Annotated in this window: 24 protein-coding genes; 18 read left to right on the top strand and 6 right to left on the bottom strand. The window is 66.7% G+C overall.

Annotated features, from left to right (window positions below; all coding sequences use genetic code 11):
- Positions 1-50 precede the first annotated feature (50 nt).
- The 13 genes from F2P44_RS21270 to arsH all read left to right on the top strand — a co-directional run bounded on the left by F2P44_RS21270 (position 51) and on the right by arsH (position 9848).
- Complete coding sequence (locus F2P44_RS21270; protein WP_167089039.1) at positions 51-752, top strand: 2OG-Fe(II) oxygenase; 702 nt, start codon at positions 51-53, stop codon at positions 750-752.
- A 42-nt stretch (positions 753-794) separates the two neighbouring features.
- Positions 795-1382, top strand: a complete 588-nt coding sequence (locus F2P44_RS21275) for a DinB family protein (RefSeq protein ID WP_167089041.1) — start codon at positions 795-797, stop codon at positions 1380-1382.
- Between the two features lie 120 nt (positions 1383-1502).
- Positions 1503-3248 carry a DUF1302 domain-containing protein gene (locus F2P44_RS21280; RefSeq protein WP_167089043.1) on the top strand — a complete coding sequence of 582 codons (1746 nt, stop codon included), beginning with the start codon at positions 1503-1505 and terminating at the stop codon, positions 3246-3248.
- Positions 3249-3373: 125 nt separating this feature from the next.
- Positions 3374-4213: an urease accessory protein UreD gene (locus tag F2P44_RS21285; protein ID WP_167089045.1), complete on the top strand. Its 840-nt coding sequence runs from the start codon at positions 3374-3376 to the stop codon at positions 4211-4213.
- Positions 4214-4230: 17 nt separating this feature from the next.
- On the top strand, positions 4231-4533 hold the full coding sequence (locus F2P44_RS21290; RefSeq protein ID WP_167089047.1) for an urease subunit gamma: 303 nt from the start codon (positions 4231-4233) through the stop codon (positions 4531-4533).
- A 14-nt stretch (positions 4534-4547) separates the two neighbouring features.
- Entirely contained in the window at positions 4548-4871 is a 324-nt protein-coding gene (locus F2P44_RS21295; RefSeq protein WP_167089107.1) for an urease subunit beta, read from the top strand.
- A gap of 1 nt (position 4872) precedes the next feature.
- Positions 4873-6573: an urease subunit alpha gene (ureC, locus tag F2P44_RS21300; protein WP_167089049.1), complete on the top strand. Its 1701-nt coding sequence runs from the start codon at positions 4873-4875 to the stop codon at positions 6571-6573.
- 11 nt (positions 6574-6584) lie between these two features.
- Complete coding sequence (gene ureE, locus F2P44_RS21305; protein WP_167089051.1) at positions 6585-7097, top strand: urease accessory protein UreE; 513 nt, start codon at positions 6585-6587, stop codon at positions 7095-7097.
- Complete coding sequence (locus F2P44_RS21310) at positions 7094-7759, top strand: urease accessory protein UreF (RefSeq protein WP_167089053.1); 666 nt, start codon at positions 7094-7096, stop codon at positions 7757-7759. The genes ureE and F2P44_RS21310 overlap by 4 nt, the downstream gene beginning before the upstream one ends.
- A 23-nt stretch (positions 7760-7782) precedes the next feature.
- Entirely contained in the window at positions 7783-8394 is a 612-nt protein-coding gene (gene ureG / locus F2P44_RS21315; RefSeq protein ID WP_167089055.1) for an urease accessory protein UreG, read from the top strand.
- Between the two features lie 81 nt (positions 8395-8475).
- Entirely contained in the window at positions 8476-8799 is a 324-nt protein-coding gene (locus F2P44_RS21320; protein WP_167089057.1) for an ArsR/SmtB family transcription factor, read from the top strand.
- Positions 8796-9158, top strand: coding sequence for an arsenate reductase (glutaredoxin) (arsC, locus tag F2P44_RS21325; RefSeq protein WP_167089059.1), 363 nt, complete (start codon positions 8796-8798; stop codon positions 9156-9158). Before F2P44_RS21320 ends, arsC begins: the two co-directional genes overlap by 4 nt.
- A gap of 6 nt (positions 9159-9164) precedes the next feature.
- Entirely contained in the window at positions 9165-9848 is a 684-nt protein-coding gene (gene arsH, locus F2P44_RS21330) for an arsenical resistance protein ArsH (protein ID WP_167089109.1), read from the top strand.
- Between the two features lie 14 nt (positions 9849-9862).
- On the opposite strand, the gene F2P44_RS21335 is transcribed toward arsH, so the two are convergent.
- Together F2P44_RS21335 and F2P44_RS21340 are read right to left on the bottom strand one after the other, a co-directional pair.
- Positions 9863-10255: a diacylglycerol kinase family protein gene (locus F2P44_RS21335; RefSeq protein WP_167089060.1), complete on the bottom strand. Its 393-nt coding sequence runs from the start codon at positions 10253-10255 to the stop codon at positions 9863-9865.
- Positions 10256-10382: 127 nt separating this feature from the next.
- Positions 10383-12287: a linalool dehydratase/isomerase domain-containing protein gene (locus F2P44_RS21340; RefSeq protein ID WP_167089062.1), complete on the bottom strand. Its 1905-nt coding sequence runs from the start codon at positions 12285-12287 to the stop codon at positions 10383-10385.
- Positions 12288-12597: 310 nt separating this feature from the next.
- Between F2P44_RS21340 and F2P44_RS21345 the strand changes: the two genes are divergently transcribed.
- Positions 12598-13545, top strand: coding sequence for a VirK/YbjX family protein (locus F2P44_RS21345; RefSeq protein WP_167089064.1), 948 nt, complete (start codon positions 12598-12600; stop codon positions 13543-13545).
- 82 nt (positions 13546-13627) lie between these two features.
- On the opposite strand, the gene F2P44_RS21350 is transcribed toward F2P44_RS21345, so the two are convergent.
- From F2P44_RS21350 to F2P44_RS21365, 4 genes are all read right to left on the bottom strand, one after another.
- The gene (locus tag F2P44_RS21350) at positions 13628-17659 is read right to left on the bottom strand and encodes a Pls/PosA family non-ribosomal peptide synthetase (protein WP_167089066.1); all 4032 of its coding nucleotides are present in this window, start codon (positions 17657-17659) and stop codon (positions 13628-13630) included.
- A 160-nt stretch (positions 17660-17819) separates the two neighbouring features.
- Complete coding sequence (locus F2P44_RS21355) at positions 17820-19115, bottom strand: permease (protein WP_167089068.1); 1296 nt, start codon at positions 19113-19115, stop codon at positions 17820-17822.
- Between the two features lie 3 nt (positions 19116-19118).
- Positions 19119-19370, bottom strand: coding sequence for a DUF2249 domain-containing protein (locus F2P44_RS21360; RefSeq protein ID WP_167089071.1), 252 nt, complete (start codon positions 19368-19370; stop codon positions 19119-19121).
- Entirely contained in the window at positions 19367-19831 is a 465-nt protein-coding gene (locus F2P44_RS21365; protein ID WP_167089073.1) for a hemerythrin domain-containing protein, read from the bottom strand. Before F2P44_RS21365 ends, F2P44_RS21360 begins: the two co-directional genes overlap by 4 nt.
- A 124-nt stretch (positions 19832-19955) precedes the next feature.
- Here F2P44_RS21365 and ubiU point away from each other — a divergent pair, with 124 nt between their 5' ends.
- Genes ubiU through F2P44_RS21385 form a run of 4 tightly spaced genes read left to right on the top strand, consistent with a single transcriptional unit; the run spans position 19956 to position 22766 of the window.
- Positions 19956-20990 carry a ubiquinone anaerobic biosynthesis protein UbiU gene (ubiU, locus tag F2P44_RS21370; RefSeq protein ID WP_167089075.1) on the top strand — a complete coding sequence of 345 codons (1035 nt, stop codon included), beginning with the start codon at positions 19956-19958 and terminating at the stop codon, positions 20988-20990.
- 13 nt (positions 20991-21003) lie between these two features.
- Positions 21004-21903 (top strand): ubiquinone anaerobic biosynthesis protein UbiV, encoded by a 900-nt coding sequence (gene ubiV / locus F2P44_RS21375; protein ID WP_167089111.1) that lies wholly within the window; start codon positions 21004-21006, stop codon positions 21901-21903.
- Positions 21900-22361, top strand: a complete 462-nt coding sequence (gene ubiT, locus F2P44_RS21380; protein ID WP_167089077.1) for a ubiquinone anaerobic biosynthesis accessory factor UbiT — start codon at positions 21900-21902, stop codon at positions 22359-22361. The genes ubiV and ubiT overlap by 4 nt, the downstream gene beginning before the upstream one ends.
- A 12-nt stretch (positions 22362-22373) precedes the next feature.
- The gene (locus F2P44_RS21385; RefSeq protein WP_167089079.1) at positions 22374-22766 is read left to right on the top strand and encodes a putative zinc-binding protein; all 393 of its coding nucleotides are present in this window, start codon (positions 22374-22376) and stop codon (positions 22764-22766) included.
- Positions 22767-23040: the final 274 nt, after the last annotated feature.

The raw sequence follows: 23040 nt of genomic DNA on the forward strand, positions 1-23040 counted from the left end.
CGCCTTGTGTACTATGCCGGTATCAGAAAAACCAGATCCGGAGACCGACGTTGGACGACTTCATCGAGATTTACGACAATGCCTTGAGCAGCGAACAGTGCGCGGCAATCATGGCGCGCTTCGACGCCAGTGGCAAGGTCGCGCGCGGCAAGACCGGCAACGGCGTCGACACGGCCAGGAAGGACAGCTACGACCTGACCATCTCCGCGCACGAGGAATGGCAGGACGTGGCGGGCATCATGTTACAGGCGGTGCGCGAGCATCTGTGCGCCTACATGAACAAGTACCGCATGATGCTGATCGGCGCACTGTCGCCGCAGGTGATCCATCCGGAGACCGGCGAACCGGTGGTGCTGTCGCCGGAGAATTTCGACGAGTGCGGCACCGCCCACATCGATGAGCTGATGCGCATGATGTACCGCGCCGGCCAGATCAACGTGCAAAAATACGTGCGTGCCAGCGGCGGCTACCATCACTGGCATTCCGAGATCTATCCGCAGAACGCCAGCTGCGAGAGCCTGCACCGCGCATTGCTGTTCCAGTTCTACCTGAACGACGTGGAAGAGGGTGGCGAGACGGAGTTTTACTACCAGAAGCGCAAGATCGACGCGCGCCAGGGGCGCCTGATCATCGCGCCGGCCGGCTTCACCCATTCGCACAAGGGCCACGTGGCGCGCAGCGGCGACAAATACATTGCCACCTCATGGATCCTGTTCCAGCGCGCCGAGGTCCTGTACGGCGCACCCGCCTGATCGCATCCCCCGTCTTCCACTTCCACCAGCTATGGTCAAATCATGAACCAATTCTTGCGCTACCTGATCGCCCAGGCCTACAACAATGCCTGGGCCAATCACCGCCTGCTGCGCGCCTGCGCCGAACTGTCGCAGGCGCAGTTTGAACTGGCCACGCGCACCAGCTTTTTTCCGTCGATCAAAATGACGCTTAATCACAACCTGACGGTCGATTGGTTTTATATCGACGCCATCGAACGCGCGGCGCGCGGCGACGAGCCCCATCCCGATTACTGCGAGGCTTTCTTCGAGCCGGAAGAACCGTTTGCCACCTGCGCCGCATTGTGGGCCGCGCAAAGACTGTGCGACCAGCGCCTGATCGCCTATTGCCTCCAGCTCGACGAGGCCACCCTCGCGCGCGACGTCGGCATCCTGCGCGACGACGGGCTCAAACTCGACACGCCCGCGCGCCTGCTGGCGCACCTGTTCCAGCACCAGATCCACCACCGTGGCCAGGTTCACGCCATGCTCGCCGGGACCGGCGTCGAGCCGCCGCAGCTCGATGAATTCTTCAGCCGTGGCGAGAGCGAAGACCGGGCGCCGGACTTCGCGGAACTGGGCTTCACCGAGGCCGATGTCTGGGGTACTTGAGCATCCGTGACAAGCAGCGATGACCCGTGGTAAATTTTAATTGTAACTAAAAGTAAGTATTCTGGCGCAAGCCCCGCAACTTCACAGGCACCCCACATGCATCGAACCAGGCGTCGGCCTTTGCACGCCGTTTTCACCCTTGCCGCGCTGGCCGGAACGCCGGCCTGCGCGCTCGAGACTCAGGCGAGCGGGCGGATCGGCTTCGGCGCCAGCTTCCGCACCGAGGAGTCGGCGCCGCACTTGCTGGCTCCGTACAACGCGTCGGCGGTGGGCCTGTCCGGGGTCGCCAGCGGGGGCCAGAACAGCGACGATGCCAACCTGAACTTCCGGCGCGGCGATGCCGTCTCGCGCGCGCTCAAGGGCTATCTCGACCTGACGGCGCGCGAGGGCGGATTCAGTGCGCTGCTGCGGCTCAAGGCCTGGCACGATTTCGCCCTGAGCGGCCATCCGCGCGCCTGGGGCAACAGCATCAACGGCTACACCGCCGGGCAGCCGCTCGACGATGCCGGCGGCGCGCGCCTGTCGCGCTTTTCGGGCGTGGCGCTGGGCGACGTTTTTGTCCAGCACAGCGTGCAGGCCGATGGCGTGCGCGTGCTCGGGCGTCTTGGACAGCAGTCGCTCGCGTGGGGTGAACGCAGCGGTTTTCCCGGTGGCCTCTCCGCGATCAACGCGGTCGACTTCCCGGCCCGGCGCCGCCCCGACGCCGTGCCGCAGGAAGCCCTGGTGCCGGCGCCCATGCTGTTCGCGCGCGCCGAGGCGGACAACGGTGTCGGGGTCGAAGGCTTTTACCAGACCCGCTTCCGGCCATCGGCGGTGGACCTGTGCGGTACCTTCTGGGCTAGTACCGACTACGTTGCGCAAGGCTGCGACCATGCCCTCGCCGGGCCGATGCCGATTAGCGACCGGGCGCGCCTGGCGCGCGGCGCGTTCGTCAAGCGCATGGACGATCCGGCCCCTGCCGACGATGGCCAGTACGGCGCCGCCTTGACCTGGAAGTCGGTGCCGCTGGCCCTTGACGTGGGCCTGTACCATGCGCGCTATACCAACCGCAGCCCGCTGCCGGGCGCGCGCAAGGCGCAGCGGACCGGCGCCGGCTTGATCGCGGGCGACCCGGATGGCAAGAACATGCGCTACTTCACCGAGTACGTGGGCGGCATCGCCATGACGTCGCTGACGCTCGCGCACCGGCGCGCGCACGGCAGCCTGTTCGGGGAGCTGACCTACCGCCCCAAGCAGCCGATCCAGCTACCGCCCGGGGATGCCTTGCCGGCCTTTGTCAATCCCGCTGTGGTCACCTTGCTGCGCAAGGACGTCGACGCGCTCGCGCCAGGCGCGCTGTATCACGCCTACGACCGCTATCGCACCTACCAGTTGCAGGCCGGCGTGCAGCAGGACTGGCCGCTGCTGGCCGGGATTGCCTTCAGTACGCTGGGCGAAGTGGTGCTCAAGCGCGTGGCCGGACTGCCCGATCGGTCGGTGCGCCGCTACGGCCGCGCCGACCAGTATGGCAATGGCCCCGTCAACGGCGCCTGCCCGGTCACCAGCAGCGACGCCGCCCGCCAGTGCAGCGCCGACGGCTATGTGAACCCAAGCGCCCATGCCTACCGGGTGCGGGTGGATGCGCGCATGGCGCAGGTGGTGAAAGGGCTGAACCTGCACGCATGGGCGCAGCTGCAGCATGAAGTGAAGGGATGGTCGTACGATTTTCTTCTCAACGAGGGCCGCCGCACCATGAACGTGGGCCTGCGCATGGAATTGTTCAAGCGCTACGTGGCCGAGGTGGCGTACCTGCCGGTGTGGGGTGGCGTCTACAACACCCAGGTCGACCGCGATGTGGTGTCGGTGTCGATGGCCGTCAAGTTCTGATTACACGCCGCACGCACCAATCCGGTGCGTATGCGCCGTGGCGGTGCGCCTGATCACCGCTCGCGGGCGCGCCGCACCGCGAGCGTGCCCCGCGCGCTGGCACGCATCCTGCTCTTTCGACAGGTATGCGAGATTGCCACCAGACCGATTCTACCCACACTGCATGGCAGGCCAGCCTGCGGCTGCGCTTTGCCGGCGACGCCGGCACCACGCGCCTGATGGAGCGTGTCCACAGCGGGCCGCTGCGCGTGCAAAAACCGCTGTATCCGGAAGGCCCGCGCATTTGCCACGCCATCATCGTGCATCCGCCCGGCGGCGTGGTTGGGGGCGACCGGCTGTCGGTCGGCATCGGCGCGGGTGCCGCGACCCATGCTTTTCTCACCTCGCCCGGCGCCGCCAAATGGTATCGCGCCAACGGCAAGGTCTCGCGCCAGGAGGTGCTGATCGACGCCGGCGCCGCTGCGGCGGTCGAATGGATGCCGCAGGAAGCGATTTTCTTCAACGGCGCCCACGTGGCGCTGGAACAGCGGGTCGAGCTGGCGGCCGACGCCAGCTACATCGGCTGCGACATCCTGTGTTTCGGCCGGCGCGCCTCGGGCGAGACCTTCGACAGCGGCACCATCAGCCAGCACACGCAGATCCGCCGTGGCGGCAAGCTGCTGTGGTGGGAGCAGGGCGCGCTGCACGGCGGCAGCGCGGCCATGCACAGCCCCCTGGGCCTGAACGGCGCCAGCGTCTGCGCCACCCTGGTCGGCGTGGGCAAGCCGGCCGGCGGCGCGCTGATCGACGCCATGCGCGCGCTCGATCCGGCGCTAGCCATCACGCAAATCAAATCGGTGTTCGTGGCGCGCTACCTGGGCAACGACAGCGAAAGCGCGCGCCGCGCCATCTTCAGCGTGTGGCAGTTATTGCGCCCGCACCTGCTCGGGTGCGCCGCGCCGCTGCCGCGCATCTGGAATACCTAGACAAGAGAGCACGATCCATGGACCTGACCCCGCGCGAAAAAGACAAGCTGCTGATCTTCACCGCCGCCTTGCTGGCCGAACGGCGCATGGCGCGCGGCCTCAAACTCAATTACCCGGAAGCGGTGGCCCTGATCAGCGCGGCCATCATGGAGGGCGCGCGCGACGGCAAGACCGTGGCGCAGCTGATGTCCGAGGGCGCCGCCATCCTGACCCGCGCCGACGTCATGGAGGGCATCGCCGAGATGATCCCGGATATCCAGGTCGAGGCGACTTTCCCGGACGGCAGCAAGCTCGTGACCGTCCACAACCCCATTCCCTGAGGGCCGACATGAGCATGATACCCGGCGAATACCTGCTGGCCGATGGCGACATTGAAATCAACGCCGGCCGCGCCACCCGCACCGTGGTGGTGGCAAACAGCGGCGACCGGCCGATCCAGGTCGGCTCGCACTTCCACTTTTTCGAGGTCAATACCGCGCTGCGGCTCGCGCGCAGCGCGGCGATCGGCATGCGCCTCAATATCGCCTCCGGTACCGCCGTGCGTTTCGAGCCCGGCCAGCAGCGCACCGTGGAACTGGTGGCACTGGGCGGCGCGCGCATGGTATTCGGCTTCAACGGCCTGGTGATGGGCGAACTGCCGCCGCACGGAGGCAACTAGCATGCCCTCGATCAGCCGCCGCGCCTACGCCGACATGTTCGGCCCCACCACGGGCGACCGCATCCGCCTTGCCGACACCGACCTGTTCATCGAGATCGAACGCGATTACGCCATGTATGGAGAGGAGGTCAAGTTTGGCGGCGGTAAAACCATCCGCGATGGCATGGGCCAGTCGCAGCGGCTGCACGCCGGCGTGATGGATACCGTCATCACCAACGCCGTCATCGTCGACCACTGGGGCATCGTCAAGGCCGATATCGGCCTGAAAAACGGCCTGATCGCCGCTATCGGCAAGGCCGGCAACCCGGATGTGCAGCCCGGCGTGACCATGGCCATTGGCGGCGCCACTGAAATCATCGCCGGCGAAGGCATGATCGTCACCGCCGGCGGGGTCGACACGCACATTCACTTCATCTGCCCGCAGCAGATCGAAGAAGCCTTGATGAGCGGGATCACCACCATGATCGGCGGCGGCACGGGGCCGGCGACTGGCACCGCGGCCACCACCTGCACGCCCGGTCCGTGGCACTTGCATGCGATGCTGGGGGCCGCCGACGCCTTTCCGATGAACCTGGGCTTCATGGGCAAGGGCAACGTGAGCCTGCCAGGACCGCTGGAAGAACAGGTGCTGGCCGGCGCCATCGGCCTGAAACTGCACGAAGACTGGGGCAGCACCCCGGCCGCCATCGACAATTGCCTGGCGGTGGCCGAGCGCATGGATGTGCAGGTGGCGCTGCATTCCGATACGCTCAATGAAGGCGGCTTCCTGGAAACCACGCTGGCCGCCTTCAAGGACCGCACCATCCACACCTTCCATACCGAAGGCGCGGGCGGCGGCCATGCGCCGGACATCATCGCCGCCGTCGGGCAGGACAACGTGCTGCCGTCGTCGACCAATCCGACCCGCCCATTCACCGTCAACACGCTCGACGAGCACCTCGACATGCTGATGGTATGCCACCACCTCGACCCGGCCATTGCGGAAGACGTGGCGTTCGCCGAGTCGCGCATCCGGCGCGAGACGATAGCCGCCGAGGATATCCTGCACGACCTGGGCGCGATTTCGATGATGTCATCCGACTCGCAGGCCATGGGCCGGGTGGGCGAGGTGATCATGCGCACCTGGCAGACCGCCCACAAGATGAAGCTGCAGCGCGGGGCGCTCGCACCGGATTCGGCGCGCAGCGACAATTTCCGCGTCAAGCGCTACATCGCCAAGTACACCATCAACCCGGCCATCACGCACGGCGTGTCGCACGCGGTCGGCTCGCTGGAAGCGGGCAAGATCGCCGACATCGTGCTGTGGAAGCCGGCCTTCTTCGGCGTCAAGCCCTCGCTGATCCTCAAGGGCGGCATGATCGCGGCGGCCCAGATGGGCGACCCGAATGCCTCGATTCCCACGCCGCAGCCGGTGCACTACCGCATGATGTTCGGCGCCTTTGGCGGCGGCCTGAAAAAATCGTTCACCTTCGTCTCCCAGGCCGCCTACGACGCCGGCATCGGCGCGCAACTCGGGTTGACCAAAACGCTTATTCCCGTACACGGCATGCGCCACCTGCGCAAACGCGACATGATCCACAACGGCGCCACGCCGCACATGGAAGTCGATCCTGAAACCTATGAAGTGCGCGCCGACGGCCAGTTGCTGGTCTGCGAGGCGGCGGCCGTGCTGCCGATGGCGCAGCGCTATTTCCTGTTCTGAGAGGCTTTACGATGATGACATTGCACACCAAGCTGGCGCACGCCGGGCGCGTCGACGATGAACTGGTGCTGGCCTACGACCAGCGCGAAAAGTGCCGCCTGCGCGCGCGCCTCGCATCCGGCGAGGAAGTGGCACTGTTCATGGTGCGCGGCACGGTGCTGCGCGACGGCGAACTGCTGACCGGCGCCGAACAGCGCGTGGTGCGCGTGGTCGCCGCCAGCGAGCCGACCTACGTGGTCCATTGCGACACGCCCCTGATCATGGCGCGCTGCGCTTTCCATCTGGGGAACCGGCATACGCAGGCGCAGATCGGCGACGGCTTCCTGCGCATCCGGGTCGACCCGGTGCTCAGGGAGATGGCCGAGGGCCTGGGCGCGCGCGTGGTGCAGGAGAACGCGCCGTTCGAGCCGGAGGCGGGCGCGTATGCGGGGGGAGGGCACAGCCACGGCCATGAGGGCCATCTGCTGGCGCCGGTCCCGCTGCGCCAGAAGATACACCGGCCCAGCGATCCGGCGCCGGCATGAACGCCGGCGCGCTGCTGCACCTGCTGCAGTTTGCCAGCCCGGCGCTGCCGATTGGCGGCTACAGCTATTCGCAAGGCCTGGAAGCGGCGCTGGAGGCGGGCCTGGTCACGGACGCCGACAGCGCCCGCGCATGGATCGCGCGCCACCTCGACGAGGTCGTCGCGCAGTGGGATGCGCCCCTGTTCTGGCGCCTGCTCAAGGCCTTCGAGGCGCATGACGACGCCTCGGTGGCGCTGTGGAGCGAGCGCTTCCTGGCCTCGCGCGACAGCGCGGAGTTCCGCGCCGAAACCGTCCAGATGGGCTATTCGCTCACGCGCCTGATCGCTGAGTTGGGGGTGGCCGAAGTGGCGGCGCTCGGCCCGGAGGTGGCGCTGCCGACTGCCTTTGCCTGCGCGGTCGACGCGCTCGGCATCCCGCACGAGGAAGCGCTGCTGGCGATGCTGTTTTCGTGGGTTGAAAACCAGGTGCTGGTGTGCGTCAAGTCGGTTCCGCTGGGACAGGTGGCCGGCCAGCGCATGCTGCTGTCGCTGCGCCCGCACATCGAACAGGCGGCGCGGCGCGCGCAAACGCTGGGCGACGACGCCATGTCGAACTGGTCGCCCGGCCTGTCCATGCTGTCGATGCGGCACGAAGCGCAGCACGGCAGATTGTACCGATCATGATTTTCAAGGAAGAGAGAGACGGCATGACATCAAATCCCCTGCGGGTCGGCATTGGCGGCCCGGTTGGTTCCGGCAAGACGGCACTGTGCGAAATGCTTTGCAAAAGCATGCGCGACCAGTTCGACATGGCGGTCATCACCAACGACATCTACACCCGCGAAGACATGGAGATCCTGCTGCGCGCCGGCGCGCTGCCGGCCGAGCGCCTGATGGGCGTGGAAACCGGCGGCTGTCCGCACACCGCGATCCGCGAGGACGCCTCGATCAACCTGGAAGCCATCGCGCGCATGCAGGCCGATTTTCCCGACCTGGACCTGATCCTGATCGAGTCGGGCGGCGACAACCTGGCGGCCACCTTCAGCCCCGAACTGTCGGACCTGACCCTGTACGTGATCGACGTGGCCGGCGGCGAAAAGATACCGCGCAAGGGCGGGCCGGGCATCACCCGTTCGGATCTGCTGATCATCAACAAGACCGACCTGGCGCCACACGTGGGAGCCAATCTCGACATCATGGCGCAGGATGCGAAACGCCAGCGTGGCGAGCGTCCCTTCATTTTCACCAACCTGCGCAGCGGCGAAGGCGTGGAGGCGGTGGTGGCTTTTATCCGCGAACAAGGCTTGCTCGATGCCTGACCGGATCCGGGCGGTGCGGCCGCTTGCGCCAGGTTGACTATTCGATTATTATTGAATTATCGAATCAATAGAATACCTCTCATGGATACCAAGCAGGCCTTGTCTGCACTGAGCGCCGTGGCGCAGGAATCGCGCCTGGCGGTGTTTCGCCTGCTGGTGCGGGCGGGGCCAGCTGGCGTGGCTGCCAGCCATATCGCCACGCAACTGGGCATCGCGCCATCGTCGCTGTCGTTCCATCTCAAGGAACTGACGCATGCGGCGCTGGTCACGGCGCGCCAGGACGGGCGTTTTGTGATCTATGCGGCCGATTTTTCGACGATGAACGCGCTGATCGGTTTTCTGACCGAGAACTGCTGCGGCGGCGCGCCGTGCACTCCTCCGACCCTTCCCGAGACACCTCAATGACCATCACCATTTACCACAACGCGCGCTGCAGCAACTCGCGCCGCGCGCTTGAACTGATCCTTGCCAGCGGCGCCGAGCCGCATGTCGTCGACTACCTCGCCGAACCGCCCACGCGCGCCGTGCTGGCGGAGCTGATCGCACGCGCGGGACTTGGCGTGCGCGACGCCATGCGCAGCAAGGAACAGGAATACGCCGACCTTGGCCTGGCCGATCCGGCCGTTGGCGACGACGTCCTGCTCGACGCCATGGTGGCCCATCCGACCCTGATCAACCGCCCGTTCGTGGTCACGCCGCTGGGCGTGCGCCTGTGCCGTCCCGGCGACCTGGTACTCGACATCCTGCCGCGCAAGGAAGCCTGAATGGACATGACCCTACCCAACCTGAGCGAAGCGCAGTTCGACCTGCCTACCCAGGACAAGCTGGCGGCGCCGGTGCGCTTCGACCATCCGCCGCGCATCCTGCTGCTGTACGGCTCCCTGCGCGAGCGCTCGTTCAGCCGCTTCCTCACCGAAGAAGCGGCGCGCATCCTGGCGCACCTGGGCGCCGAGGTGCGCATTTTCGATCCGCACGGCCTGCCCGTGACCGACAGCGAAGCGGCCACCCATCCCAAGGTGGCCGAATTGCGCGCCTTGTCGCTCTGGTCGGAAGGGCAGGTATGGTGCAGCCCGGAGCGGCATGGCGCGATCACCTCCGTGATGAAAAACCAGATCGACTGGATTCCGCTCGAAGTGGGCTCCACCCGGCCGACCCAGGGCCGCACGCTGGCGGTGATGCAGGTGTCGGGCGGCTCGCAGTCGTTCAATACCGTCAACACCCTGCGCCTGCTGGGCCGCTGGATGCGCATGGTGACCATTCCGAACCAGTCGTCGGTGCCGAAGGCGTACGAGCAGTTCGACGAGGCCGGGCGCATGAAGCCGTCGCCGTTTTACGACCGCGTGGTCGATGTGATGGAAGAGCTGTTCAAGTTCACGCTGCTGGTGCGCGAGCGCAGCGATTATCTGGTCGACCGCTACAGCGAGCGGCGCGACGCCGCCCAGCGCCAGGCGTAAAAGCGGCGCGCCGCCTAGCGCCAGCAATACGGCCAGAAGGTGAGCGCGCCGATCAGCACCGCCCCGACGGCGGCGATCAGCACGCCGCCGGCCGCGATGTCCTTGGCATGCTTGACGGCGATCGCATAGCCCGGCGAGACCACGTCGCACACATACTCGACCGCCGTGTTGATGGTTTCGGCCACCCACACGGCCACCATCGCCACCACCAGCCAGCGCCAGTCGGACGCGCTGACCTTGAAATAGAACGCCAGCCCGGCCACGGTCACGCTCGCGATCAGGTGCAGCCACGCGTTGTGCTGGGTCTTGAGCATGAACACGATGCCCGCGATGGCGTAGCCGAAGCTTTTGGAGCGCGCCGCCAGCGAAAATGGCTGCGGCGTGCCGACGTTTTTAGTCTCGTTCATGGTTGGTCCGTAGGGTTGATCAAGCGCCAGGCCTGGGCCTGGCCCGGCCGCCGTGCAGCCACGGTCAGCCATGATGTTAATCCGATGACGCCACCGATAACAGCGGCGAGCAGCACGCAGCAAGCCATTATCCGCCTCCTTGCGCGCGCACGTGCAGGCTGGTGCGCCCGCCCAGGGTCAGGTTGAAGCGTGCAGCGCCGCTGGCGTCGGCCGTCATCGCGATGTCGTTGGCAAGGTAGTGCGCGTTCGGCCGCAGGCCGCTCAGGCCGATGGCGTGGACGCCGTCGGCGTACAGCACGGCGCGCAGGCCATCGCCATCGGCGTGGGCGCTGGCGACCAGGATGCCGGGGTAGGCCAGGCTGTCCAACTGGGGTCGCGCGAGCGCCGGCGGCGCCTGGATCAGCTGGCGGAAGCCGTCGCGGGTGCCGGCGCGCGCCATCAGTTCCACGCCATGCGCCCAGACCGACGCCTTGCGGCGGTGGATCACGCCATCCTTGAGCACACTCGGACATTCCGTTTCCAGCGCCGCCATGCAGGCGCGGTAGACCGTGCTGTCGCCCAGTTCCGCCGCCGCCAGCGCGGTGGCGCTGTAGGCGCTGGCGCGCGAGAAGCCGTAATTGCCGGTATCGATAGGCCAGAAGGCGCGGCGGCGCAACGCGCCGTTGCGGCCGAACAGCTGGCGGCGCAGCAGCAGCCACTGGCGCCGTGCCAGGTCGGGCGCGATCGTGTTGAGGAAAAAGCAGGGCATCGCCAGCGGCATCACGCCGCCGATGGCTGGCAGGGCCAGGCCGGTGCGGGCCGATTTGCAGGGCACGTAGCGCCCGAAACCGTCGAGGAATTCGGCTTCCAGATGGTGGCGGAAGTCGCGCGCGCGGCCGGCCCAGCGCTGCTCGCGGTGCTGGGCGTCGAACGCCATGATCGCGCTGGCGCCGATGGTATTGCACAGCGGGTAGACCCAATTCGGTTCGCACGCGATCAGGTAAAACGGCGAGGCCGTGTATTCATGTTCAAGGCGCCGCAGCAGCGAGCCGGCATCATGCACGTAGCGCTTGCCGGACGGGTGGGTGAGGGTAAAACGGCCCGCTTCGGAAAAGTCGCGCCGTCCCGTGCTGGCACTGAACAGCGCCATTTGCAGCGCGACGAAGCCGGTGTACATGATGTTTTCGCGCGCCACCGGGTCGGGATCGGCTTGCAGGTTGCCCCACAGGTTTTCCAGGCCCCAGTACGACCAGACCTGGTGCTGCGCCTGTTTATCGAGCAGCGCGATCTGGGCCGCGTGCATGTAGCCGCGAAAGGCGGGCGTGAAACGCGCCTGGGTCAGCGCCACGCCGTATGCCAAAAAGTTCAGTTGATAGCGGGTGGCGGCGGTTTGAAACTGGTCGATTTTCTCGAAGCCGTTGAACTGGTCGAGCGGCTGCAGGGCGCGGTCGAGCGCAAAGCGCAGGCGCTGGAGGTGGTCGAGCGACATCTCGGGTGCGTCGGCGGCGTCGCCGGCGGCGTTGAAGATCACGGCCAACTGGCCGCACTGGCTGGCCAGGTAGGCATTGTCGATCCGCCGTTGACGGCGCGCCAGCGCGAACCAGGCGCTCATGGCGATGGCAGTGGCGCCCAGCGCCAGCGCCAGGCCGGCGTAGACCATCTCGATGGTGGACGAGCGCAGGGCGCCGTGGCGCATGGTGGCGGCGCCGATGGCCAGTCCCAGCCAGGCCAGGGGCGGCGCCAGGATGTTGCCGGTACCGAACCAGACCAGCAGCGACACGCCGAATGCGGCCATGCCAGCCAGGGCAGCCAGCAGGTGGCCGATGCCATCTCGGGTGCAGATGTCGGCATGGGCCAGGAATCCGCCGCCGGGAAAAATCAATCCCATGCCGAAGATGCGCAGGCTGTCCTGGTGCGCCAGGAACAGCAATGCCGTTCCGGCGCCAAGCAGGGCCAGGTAGGCCACGAACAAACGGATGACGCGTGCCTGCGTGACGGGGCCGAACAGGCGCGTGTACGGTGGCAGCGGAACGATGTCGGTGTGGGGGTGCATGCCTGCCAGCCAGTCGGATAAAGCGGATATTTTACTTGAAATGCAATACGGAAATATTTAATTGGTATCAATTTCAGCCCGAATTCATTCCTCCTCGCAGGGCCAGGATGTGGCCTGCATGCCGGTGCCTGCAATAAACAACGCTTTATGACAAGCAATGCGCACCGGATTACTCATTAGCATGCCTTTATTCTTCCGACAGGAAATAAAATGTATTTACTCCGGATATTTTAATTTACAATGAGCAATTATTTGCAACGGTGCTGCTTAGAACTGTTGCACCGTTCAGATTGTCAGCCGGAGTTGAGTAATGAATTTTCAAGAAGGCCCTTTCGCAGGGGGGCTGGAGACGTTTATCCGGACCCCGTCGATCACGATCCGCTCCGGCGTACCGGTCGGCTTGCCCGCCTCGCAATACTGGCGTGAACGGCTCAAGCTGCATGCGCGCGCGCTCCTGAACCGCCGCGTCACGGGCCAATGGCTGCGCGTGCTCAACGCCCATCCGGCGTTTTCCGACCTGGTGCGTGACACCCCCAAGCTGCTTTACAAGATTTATCGCCCGTACATGAGCAATGTGCTGTGCGCCGAAGCGCGCTTGCGCGTGCTGGCGGCCCATTACGGCTTCGTGTTCAGCCGCGGGCTGGGGCCGATGATCGTCGCCGCCGCGCGCGCCGGCGTGCCGCTTGGCGCGGTCGAGGGCAAGACCGGCACCATCTACGAACTGCAGTTGCGCGCCGTGTCCACCATGGAACGCGAAGGCGAGCTGGTGCTGCAACTGTGCGACGCCGGCACCCCGGTGTTTTCGCTGGCGTTCACGTTCGCGGAAGAAGAGGGCGAGACGATTGTCTGTATCGGCTGCATCCAGGGGCCGAAAGGCGGCGATGGGCTGGAAGCGATCCGCAACGCCACGCGCGAGTTGCATGGCGTGCGGCCCAAGCATTTGCTGGTGACCCTGGTGCGCCAGCTGGGCCACGCCTTCGGCTGCGGCCGCGTGCGGCTGGTTGGGAATGCCAACCGCGTGGTGCACGGGGCGATCCGGCGTGGCAAGGTGCTGGCCGATTACGACCAGATGTGGAACGAGCTCGGCGCCGAACCCCGGCCCGACGGCGATTTCGGGCTGGCCTGCGAGCCGGTGCGGGAACCCGACATGGAACAGATCCAGTCGAAAAAGCGTTCGGAAGCGCGCAAGCGCCATGCCGTCGTGATGGCGCTGGCCGATGCGCTGGTGGCCAGCATGGTCAAGCGGGTTGCCGGCTGACCTCCATTCCATTGCCGATCAGCAAAATTGCCCAACCGGGCTCAGACCCCGGTTGGGCAATTTTGCTTTATGGGGCGTCCGCTCAGTGCCGGGCCGGTGCCGCCGGGCAGCCGGCCCAGCTGGTGCCGGCGGGAATGTGTTCCCCCTTCATCACCAGGGTCAGGGGCCCCAGGCGGGCATTGTCGCCGACCTTGGCGCTGTAGAGCACGGAACTGCGCGGTCCCATCGTTACCTTGCTGCCAATCTCCACGTGGTCGATTTTCATTACCCGGTCTTCAAACAAATGGGTCTGGGGACAGGCGAATGCGTTGAGCTCGCTGTAATCGCCGATCGATACGCAGTCGAACTCGGTAATGTCGGTCGTGTCCAGGTACACGCCACGCCCTATCTTGCATCCCAATAAGCTGAACGCCACCGGCAACCACGGCGTGCCGCGCAGATAGCGCATGAAATTGGGCACGGCAATGCCTTCGTACAGATTGGTCACGCCTTCCGACAGCCATACGAACGGGGTCCACATCGGCGCGGAACGCTTGCGGTAGTGGCCCAGCAGCAGCCATTTGAGCGTGAGTACGAACAAATAATTGCCGATGCCGTACCCCAGCCCGGCCAGCGCCAGGTCGGCGATGACGTCGCTCCACTGGCCGGCGGCCGCTTCCGGCATGACGTCGAGCACGACGGTGTAGCCGACCGCAATCACCAGTGCATGCGGGGCGACGATGCGGAACGTTTCCACCAGCGTGCGTCCGATGCGGCGCAGCGCCGATGGCCGGTAGGTCAGCCATTCGGGATAGCCGCTTACCTGTTCGCGCGCCGGCAGGTGGATTGCCGGCGATCCGAGCCAGGTGTCGCCGCTTTTCATGCGTTCGTTCTCGGGTGCATGGGTATGCACGCCGACCAGTACCCGTTCCGGCAGGATCGTGCCATCCGGAATGTAGCTGCCATTGCCGACGAAGCTGCGGTGCGAGATGACCGTCGCTTGCATGGTCATCCAGCCGCCATCGATATGTTCGTCGCCCAGCATGACGGCATCGGCGATGAAGGTTTCGTCGCCCAGGGTCAGCATGTCGGGCACTACGCCGAGCGCGGTCGAAATCTCGGCATCGCGCCCGACCTTGGCCCCCAGCAGCCGGTACCAGAAGGGCGCGAACACGGTGGCGTAAATGCCGTGCAGCACGTTCAGGCTGGATTCCTGGATATGGCTGACCAGCCATTTGGCACAGTAAATATTGCTATGGACCGCAGAGCGCCCCGGTTGCAGGCGCGGCAGTCCGCCCCAGCGGATCGCGGCCGACACCAGCGCCGTCAGCACGATCAGCACGGCACTGGCGGGAAACGCCAGCAGGAAGTAGCGCACCAGCTGGGTCGTGACCTGCTTGCCTTGCAGCCAGGGCATGACTTCCATTTCATCGAGCCAGTCGATCAGCACGAAGCTCGGGAAGACCGGCATGAAGAACACGGTGGTGACCAGCAAGATGCCGAGCACGAAGAACACGGCTTCGCCGGCCAGGCGCGCGCGGCTGACCGGCGGCCGTGGCGGCAGGCTGGACACGAAGGGGCCCTGGTCGCGCGCGGGCGAGCCGCCCCATACGCGCGCTTCCGGCACCCGGCTGCCATCGGCCATGGCGGCCTGGCCTTCGAGGTGGCCGAGCGCGCCAATGGCGGTGTTGCCTTCCATGACGGCGTAGGAGGCCACGGACGCGTTTTTGCCCAGCGAAATGGCGCCCAGCAGCAGGCGGCCGCGGTCGACCCGGGCGTTTTCGAGGTTGACGGCGTTGCCGATGCTCACGCCATCGCCGATGTCGAGCAAGTCCGGCGCGCGCAGGGTCATGGAACCGACCAGCACCTCGTTGCCGACGCGCGCGCCGAGTGCCCGCAGCCACCACACGTATAGCGATGAGCCGCTCAGCAGGTACACCGGCGCCGATTCGACCAGCCGGTCGGCCAGCCACCAGCGGTAATAGGTCCAGCCCCACAGGGGATAGGAACCGGCCTTCAGGCGGCCTGCGATGAGCCACTTGCCGGCGATGGCGATGACAAATTCCATCAGCGTGGCGAACAGGAACACGCCGATCGAGGCGGTCACGGCCAGCGCCACCGAGTCGCCCGCTTCGCCTGTGAAGAAGTGATAGGTAAAGAAAGGCGCCAGCCACTGCGCCATGCGCAGGGTGACCATGGGTGGAATGGCGAGCGCCTGGCCGGCCGCGCAGATCCAGCGCCGGGTGGCCGAGGGGGCCGTCCAGTCTTGTTCGGCGGCGCCGGCGGCGGGCGCGTCGGCCAGGGCGATGGCGATCTTGCCGAGCTGGCGTTGCTGGTAAATATCGCGCACGGTGACGTGGGCGAAGGCGGGATCGGTGCGCAAGGCCGAGGCCAGGCGCGCGGCCAGTAGCGAGTGGCCGCCCAGGTCGGCAAAAAAGTCGGCCTCGCGCCGGATCGGCTGGCCCGGGAACAGGGTGGCCAGCGCCTTGAACAGCGCGGCTTCGGCTACCGTTTCGGGCTGGTCCGAGCCATCGGCGGCGCCGCTGGGCGCGGCCAGCGGCATGGCCTTGAGCGCCTTGCGGTCGATCTTGCCCGACGTTAAGCGCGGCATCAGCGGCAGCGCTTCGTAGCGGCTCGGGACCATGTAGGCCGGCAAGTGTTCCGACAGCGCGCGGCGCAGGGTGGCGCCGGAAATCGCGCCGTCGCTGGCGCCGCTGGCCGCGACCAGATAGGCGACCAGCTGGTCGATGCCATCGTCCTTGCGCAGCAGCACCGCGACCGTGCCCACGCCGGCCTGCTGGGCCAGCACGGCTTCGATTTCGCCCAGTTCCACCCGGAAGCCACGAATTTTCACCTGGTCGTCGGTGCGGCCCAGGCATTGCACTTCGCCATCGGCATCGATGCGTGCCAGGTCGCCGGTGCGGTACAGGCGCGCGTCGTGCGGCCCGCTGGTCCAGGGATTGGCGAGGAATTTCTCGTCCGTCAAGTCGGGCCGACCCAGGTAGCCGGCCGCCAGGCCCGGGCCGGTGATGCACAGCTCGCCCGTAGTGCCGCGCGGCTGCAAGGCCAGCAGCGGGCCTTCGGTGCCGATCACCAGCAAGCCGTAATTGGGCAGCGGCGTGCCGATGGTGATTGCGCGCCCCGGTTCCAGGCGCGCCAGGCTGCACGAGACGGTGGCCTCGGTCGGCCCATAGGTGTTGAAGATCTGGCGGCCCGGGCTGGCCCAGCGCTCGACCACGGATTCGGGGCACATTTCGCCGCCGAGGTTAATCAGGCGCAAGGTCTGCACCTCTTCGCTGAACAGGGCCAGCAGGGTCGGCACCGCGTGCAGCACGCTGACCCGGTTCGCCGCCAGCATGCGCGGCAAGGTTTCCGGATCGCCCGCGATGTCCTTGGGGCCGATCCAGAGCGTGGCGCCGACCAGGTAGGAAATCCAGATTTCCTCGAACGACATGTCGAACGCCACCGAAAAGCCCTGGTACACGCGGTCGTCGGCGCGCACGCCCAGCACCGCGTTTTCACTGCGCAAGAAGTGACAGATGCTGCGCTGGGAAATCAGGATGCCTTTCGGCTTGCCGGTCGAGCCGGAGGTATAGATGACGTAGGCGGGCTGGTCGGGCGACACTGCGCCGCGCCGCTGCACGCTTTCGCCCGGCGCCAGCGGGGAGAGCAAGGTTTCCGCGCACCAGGCGGGGGTGGCGCCGCAGGCCAGCTGGGCGGCGAACGCCGCGCTGGTGACCACGCCGATGGCGCTGGCGTCGTCCACGCACACTTGCAGGCGCTCGACGGGGGTATCCTGGTCGACCGGCAGCCAGGCGGCGCCGGCCTTGGCGATGGTGGCTTGCGCCACGAGCAGTTCGATGCCGCGCATCATCCACAGCCCGACAATATGGCCGGGACGCACGCCCAGGCCGATCAGGCGCGAGGCGCCGATATCGGCCAGCTGGTCCAGTTCGGCGTAAGTGAGGCTGCGTTCCTGATAGATCAGCGCGACCTGGGCCGGGGTGCGGCGCGCACTCGCTTCGAGCAGGTCGGCAAGGATTTCGTGTTTGAGCAGGGAGGGTTCCGCAAGCCCGTACAGAATGTCGGGATGGGCGGCGACAGCTGCGCCGGAAAGCAAAGTTGATTCAAGCATTTATACCACGTGGTTGGACGGCGCGGGGGACCTCGGCGCCACGCGTCAAGATATAACATTTCCATTCGGACGTGTTGCTGCACGGTTCTTAAATCAGGGAAAATTAAGTGTGTAACCCGGAAGTGCCAGTGCACACGCGGGGTTAATTGCTGTATGTGAATTATTCAGCGCGCCGGCGCAGCGCCGCGCGGGCGCGCCGCACTCCCAGCGCCAGGTTCAGCAACAGCCAGGCGGCCGACAGGCACATCGCGCCGGCAGCCGGCCGCGCCAGGAGGTCCGGCCACCAGCAGGCCGCCACCAGCAGGGCCAGCGCCGCCGCGTGCAGCCAGAACTGGCGCTGCGCTTGCCGGTCGGCGACCAGTGCCTTGATGGGCGGCACGCGCTGGCCGTCGGCGGCGCGCTCCTGCATGTCGCCCCAGAGCAGGAAGGGCACGATCTTGTACAGCATGCCATTGATGGTCGAGTACAGGAAGCCGACCAGTGCCAGCACGCCCAGCGCGAGGCTGCGGCCTTCGCCCGCCAGCTGGGCTGGCGCTGCCCACAGCGCCGCGCAGGCCAGCATGCAGGCCATCGCCAGGCGCCAGAACAGGGTCATGGCGTCGGCCTGCGGACGTTTGCGGCGCGCCAGCAGGCGCAGCGTGGCCAGCGCGAACAGCGCGTAGGCTCCCAGCAGCAGCGCGCCGGCCAGCGTGTCGATCCAGGGCAGGCGCGCGCGCAGCGCCGTGGCGCTCACGGTCCATGTCACCAGCAGCAGGAAGATGGTCACGCCCAGCACGCGCGGCAGTGGCGCGTCGTACAGGGGCGTCACCTGGAACATCGGCACCACCTGGAACGATACCCCGACCAGCAGCATGCCGGCCCAGCCGAACACGCCCCACAGCGCGTGCACGTCGGTGGCCAGCATCAGCGGCAGCGGCGCGGGCGCCGCCGGCCAGGCGAAGGCGCCCGCCAGCAGGGCGCCCAGGCAAACCGTGATGACCAGGCTGCCCAGGGCCAGCCTGACGGTGGCCGTCATCGGCAGCGCGCCCGGTGGCGGCATCTGCCACAAGGCCAGCGTGAGTGCGCCGATCAGCCACGCGAAGCCGGGCAGCAGCAGGACCAGCGCCAGCTGGAACAGCCATGGCCGGGTGAACAGGAAGGCGGCCGCCAGCGCCACGATGCCGGCGGCGAGCAGCGCGTGCACGCCGGGCGCGAGCAGACGCGCGCGCGGCAGCGTGACGCCGGCCACCACGGGCAGGATCTGGATCAGCGCCCCGGCCATGGTCATGCCCAGCGCGCCGAGGGTCAGCAGGTGGGTCAGCGCCAAGGTGGACGGCGACCAGCGCGAGGCCAGCGCCGGCGCACCCTGCCACAGCAGCAGCGCGCCGGCCAGCAGCGCGAAGATGGGCGTGGCGAGGAAGTAGCGCAGCACCGCGCCGAGCGGCGGCGACTGTTCGAGCGAGTGGGTGCGCTGCATGGGTCAGGCGTCCGGCTCCGGCGCGCGGCGCCAGATCCGCACTTGGTACAGGAAGTCGGGCAGCACGGTGGTGTTGTAGCCATAGCCGTTGTGCGCCAGGATGCGGTACAGCGGGCGCGGTTCGCGCTCGATCAGCATGCACAGGTGGTCGCCATCCGGCAGGCTGTCGAGCGCTTCGAGCACGCGTTCCATCGGCTCGGGCGGCTCCAGGCCGCGTACGTCGAGCTGGTGCAGGATGGGCGTGGCGGCGTTCATGCGGCGCTGGCCAGTTCGTCCATCGCGCCGAACGCCTGCATGGCCTCCACCAGCCTGTGGCAGCTGGCCGCGAGCACGCGTTCGATCATCGGATAGAGCACGCCTTCTTCTTTTTCGCTGTGCTGGTACAGCACGATGCCCAAGGTGTCGGCGTGAATCAGGAAGGCTTCGGTATCGCGCTCGGCCAGCGCGTTGGCCAGGCGCTGCACCACGCCGCGAATGCGCAGGTGCTCGCTGCGCATCGCCGCGGTGGGCGCGCTGGTCGTGCCGACGGCGTTTTCGAAGGCCGGGAAAACGATGCGCTCCTCGATCAGCAGATGCCGTTCGAGCGCGTGGCGGAAGGTGGCCAGGGCGCGGCCAGCCTCGCGCCACAGGCCCACGCGCACGGCATGGCGCGCGTTGGCGAACAGCGCGTCGCAACGCACATGGTCGGCTTCGAGATAGCTGCCGATAGTGTCCATCGTTTCCTCCTGCTGTTTGTGGAATGGCGCCATTGTCGCCGTATCGCATGCCGGAAATCCTTGATGCACGTCAAAGATTTCTGGAGTGCCGTCGGGCTACAGTGCAGTCCCCACCTTACGACGAATGAACATGATGTCAAATTCTTCCGACGGCGCCACGCCGTTCGAACTGGTGTGCCCGGCCGGCAGCCTGCCGGCCCTCAAGGCGGCCGTGGACAACGGCGCCGATTGCGTCTACCTCGGCTTTCGCGACGCTACCAACGCGCGCAATTTCGCGGGCCTGAACTTCGACGAGGCCGCGATCGAACAGGGCATCGCCTACAGCCATGCGCGCGGGCGCAAGGTCCTGCTGGCGCTGAACACCTATCCGCAGCCGGCCGCCGGCGCGCTGTGGCGGCGCGCCATCGACCGCGCCGCTGGCGCCGGCATCGATGCCGTGATCCTGGCCGACCCGGGCCTGATGCGCTACGCCGCCGAGCGCTATCCGGCGCTGCGGCTGCACCTGTCGGTGCAGGGCTCGGCCACCAACTACGAGGCCATCAACTTCTTCCACCGCCATTTCGGCATCGCGCGCGCGGTGCTGCCACGGGTGCTGTCGGTGGCCCAGGTGGAGCAGGTGGTGCGCAATACCCCGGTCGAGATCGAGGTGTTCGGCTTCGGCAGCCTGTGCGTGATGGTCGAAGGGCGCTGCGCGCTGTCGTCCTATGCCACTGGCGAATCGCCCAACACCCACGGCGTGTGCTCGCCGGCCAAGGCGGTGCGCTGGCAGCAGACCCCGGCCGGGCTGGAGGCGCGCCTGAACGAGGTGCTGATCGACCGCTATGCCGATGGCGAACAGGCCAACTATCCGACCCTGTGCAAGGGCCGCTTCGACGTCGCCGGCGAACAGTTTTACGCGATGGAAGAACCGGCCAGCCTGAATACCCTGGAATTGCTGCCCCGGCTGATCGAGCTGGGCGTGAGCGCGATCAAGATCGAAGGGCGCCAGCGCAGTCCGGCCTACGTGGCCCAGGTAACGCGCGTGTGGCGCGAGGCGATCGACCAGTACCGCGCCAATCCCAAGCGTTTTTCGGCCAGGCAGGCCTGGATGGCCGATCTGAACAAGGTGGCAGAGGGGCAGCAGCATACGCTGGGCGCCTACCACCGCTCATGGAAATAAGGGAGGCACGATGATGAAACTGGCACTCGGACCGGTGTTGTACTACTGGCCGCGCGATACGATGATGGCGTTCTACGAGTCGGTGGCGGCCAGCCCGGTCGATATCGTCTACCTGGGCGAAACGGTGTGCTCGCGCCGCCACGAACTGCGCATTCCCGACTGGCTGGCGCTGGCCGCCATGCTGGCCGACGCCGGCAAGGAGGTGGTGCTGTCGACCCAGGCCCTGCTCGAATCGGGCAGCGACCTGGCCACCCTGCGCAAGCTGACCTCGAACGGCCGCTTCGCGGTCGAAGCGAACGATATCGGCGCCGTGCACTGCCTCGAGGGCGAACTGCCGTTCGTGGCCGGCCCGCATCTGAACCTGTACAACGAAGACAGCGTGGCCATCATGGCGCAGCTGGGCGCACGGCGCTGGGTCATGCCGCTCGAAATGGGACGCGCGGCGCTGGCGGTGATGCAGCAAAGCCGCCCGGCGCGACTCGAAACCGAGGTGTTCGCGTATGGGCGCATGCCGCTGGCGTTTTCGGCGCGCTGCTTCACGGCGCGCCACCGCAACCTGGGCAAGGACGACTGCCAGTTCAGCTGCATGGCGCATCCGGACGGCCTGGAGCTGCGCACGCGCGACGCCGACACCTTTTTGATCCTCAATGGCACCCAGATCCAGTCGCACCTGGTGTACAACCTGCTCGGCGAGATGGCCGACATGCAGGCGATGGGCGTCGATGTGATGCGCATCAGTCCCCAGGCGCAGCATACCGATGCCGTGGTCGCGCTGTTCGACCAGGCGCGCCAGGGCCGGATCGACACAGCGCAAGCGTTGGCCGGCCTGGCGTCGCTGATGCCGGCGCCGCCCTGCGACGGCTACTGGCATGGCAAGCCGGGAATGGCGTTCGACAAGCGGGAGGCGGCATGAAAGCGCACGTGTATCCGATCCTGCCCAAGCCGCTTGCCCGGGCGCTGGGCCACCTGCCGCGTTTTCCCGGCTCGCTGCTGTTCGCCGCCGCCTTGACCCGCGTGCTCGGGCCACAGCTGCCGGGCGACGTGCGCGCCGCGCTGGAAGGGCGCTCGATCAGTATCGGCGTCACCGACGCCGGCGTGCGCTTCGACGTGAGCTGGCGCGGATCGCGCTTCGTGGCCCTGTCGGGGGCCGATAAACCGGACCTGTCGATCGGCGCCAGCGCGCGCGACTTCCTGCTGCTGGCGCAGCGGCGCGAAGATCCGGACACCTTGTTTTTTGCCCGCCGTCTGAGCATGGAAGGCGATACCGAACTGGGGCTGCTGGTGAAGAACACGCTCGATGCGATCGATGTCGCGCTGTTCGACCCGGAGCGCCTGCTGCCGGCGCGCTGGAGGCGTGCTTCGGCCAACTGAAGGAGAATGATGATGGATGCCGACCGGGCGGCGCTGCCGCTGGTGTATTCGTGTTCCGGGTGTTCGAGCGCGGCGCAGATGGCCAACCATCTGGCGCTTGCGCTCGACCGCAGCGGGGCGGCCGAAATGTCGTGCATTGCCGGCGTGGGCGGGGGCGTGGCGCCGCTGGTCAAGCTGGCGCGTTCGGGGCGGCCGGTGCTGGCCATCGACGGCTGTCCGCTCGCGTGCGCGCGCCAGTGCCTGGCGCAGCATGGCGTGGTGCCGGACCAGCATGTGATGCCCAATGAATTCGGGGTGCGCAAGCGGATGCATGCGGATTTCGACAAGGCGCAGGCCGATGAACTGGCGGCGCAGTTGCGCAGTGATGTTGATGCACTACGAAAAACCACGGTCGTTCCCGCGTAGCGTCCGGTTTCAAGGAAACTCCTCGAATGTCCTGGAACTGTGCAAAGGCAGAGGCCGGTTTCCGATAGCGCTAAGTTAGAGCGCCTGACAAAACCCTGCCGTTGCCGTGAAAGCAACAACCGCGTACACTGAGCCGTTCCGGATGTTCGCTATCGTTAAGGGTTGTCCGATGCCGGCCGCCGTCACAGACTCAAACTGATGCACGCAAGCGTCTCCGGCCGGCGTTGGGCAAGCCGCGAAGGAGGAAACCGCGGGATGTGTCGTTGTCGTCAAG

Source organism: Massilia frigida (assembly GCF_011682175.1).
In the GTDB taxonomy this organism is placed as follows: Bacteria; Pseudomonadota; Gammaproteobacteria; order Burkholderiales; family Burkholderiaceae_D; genus Telluria_A; species Telluria_A frigida.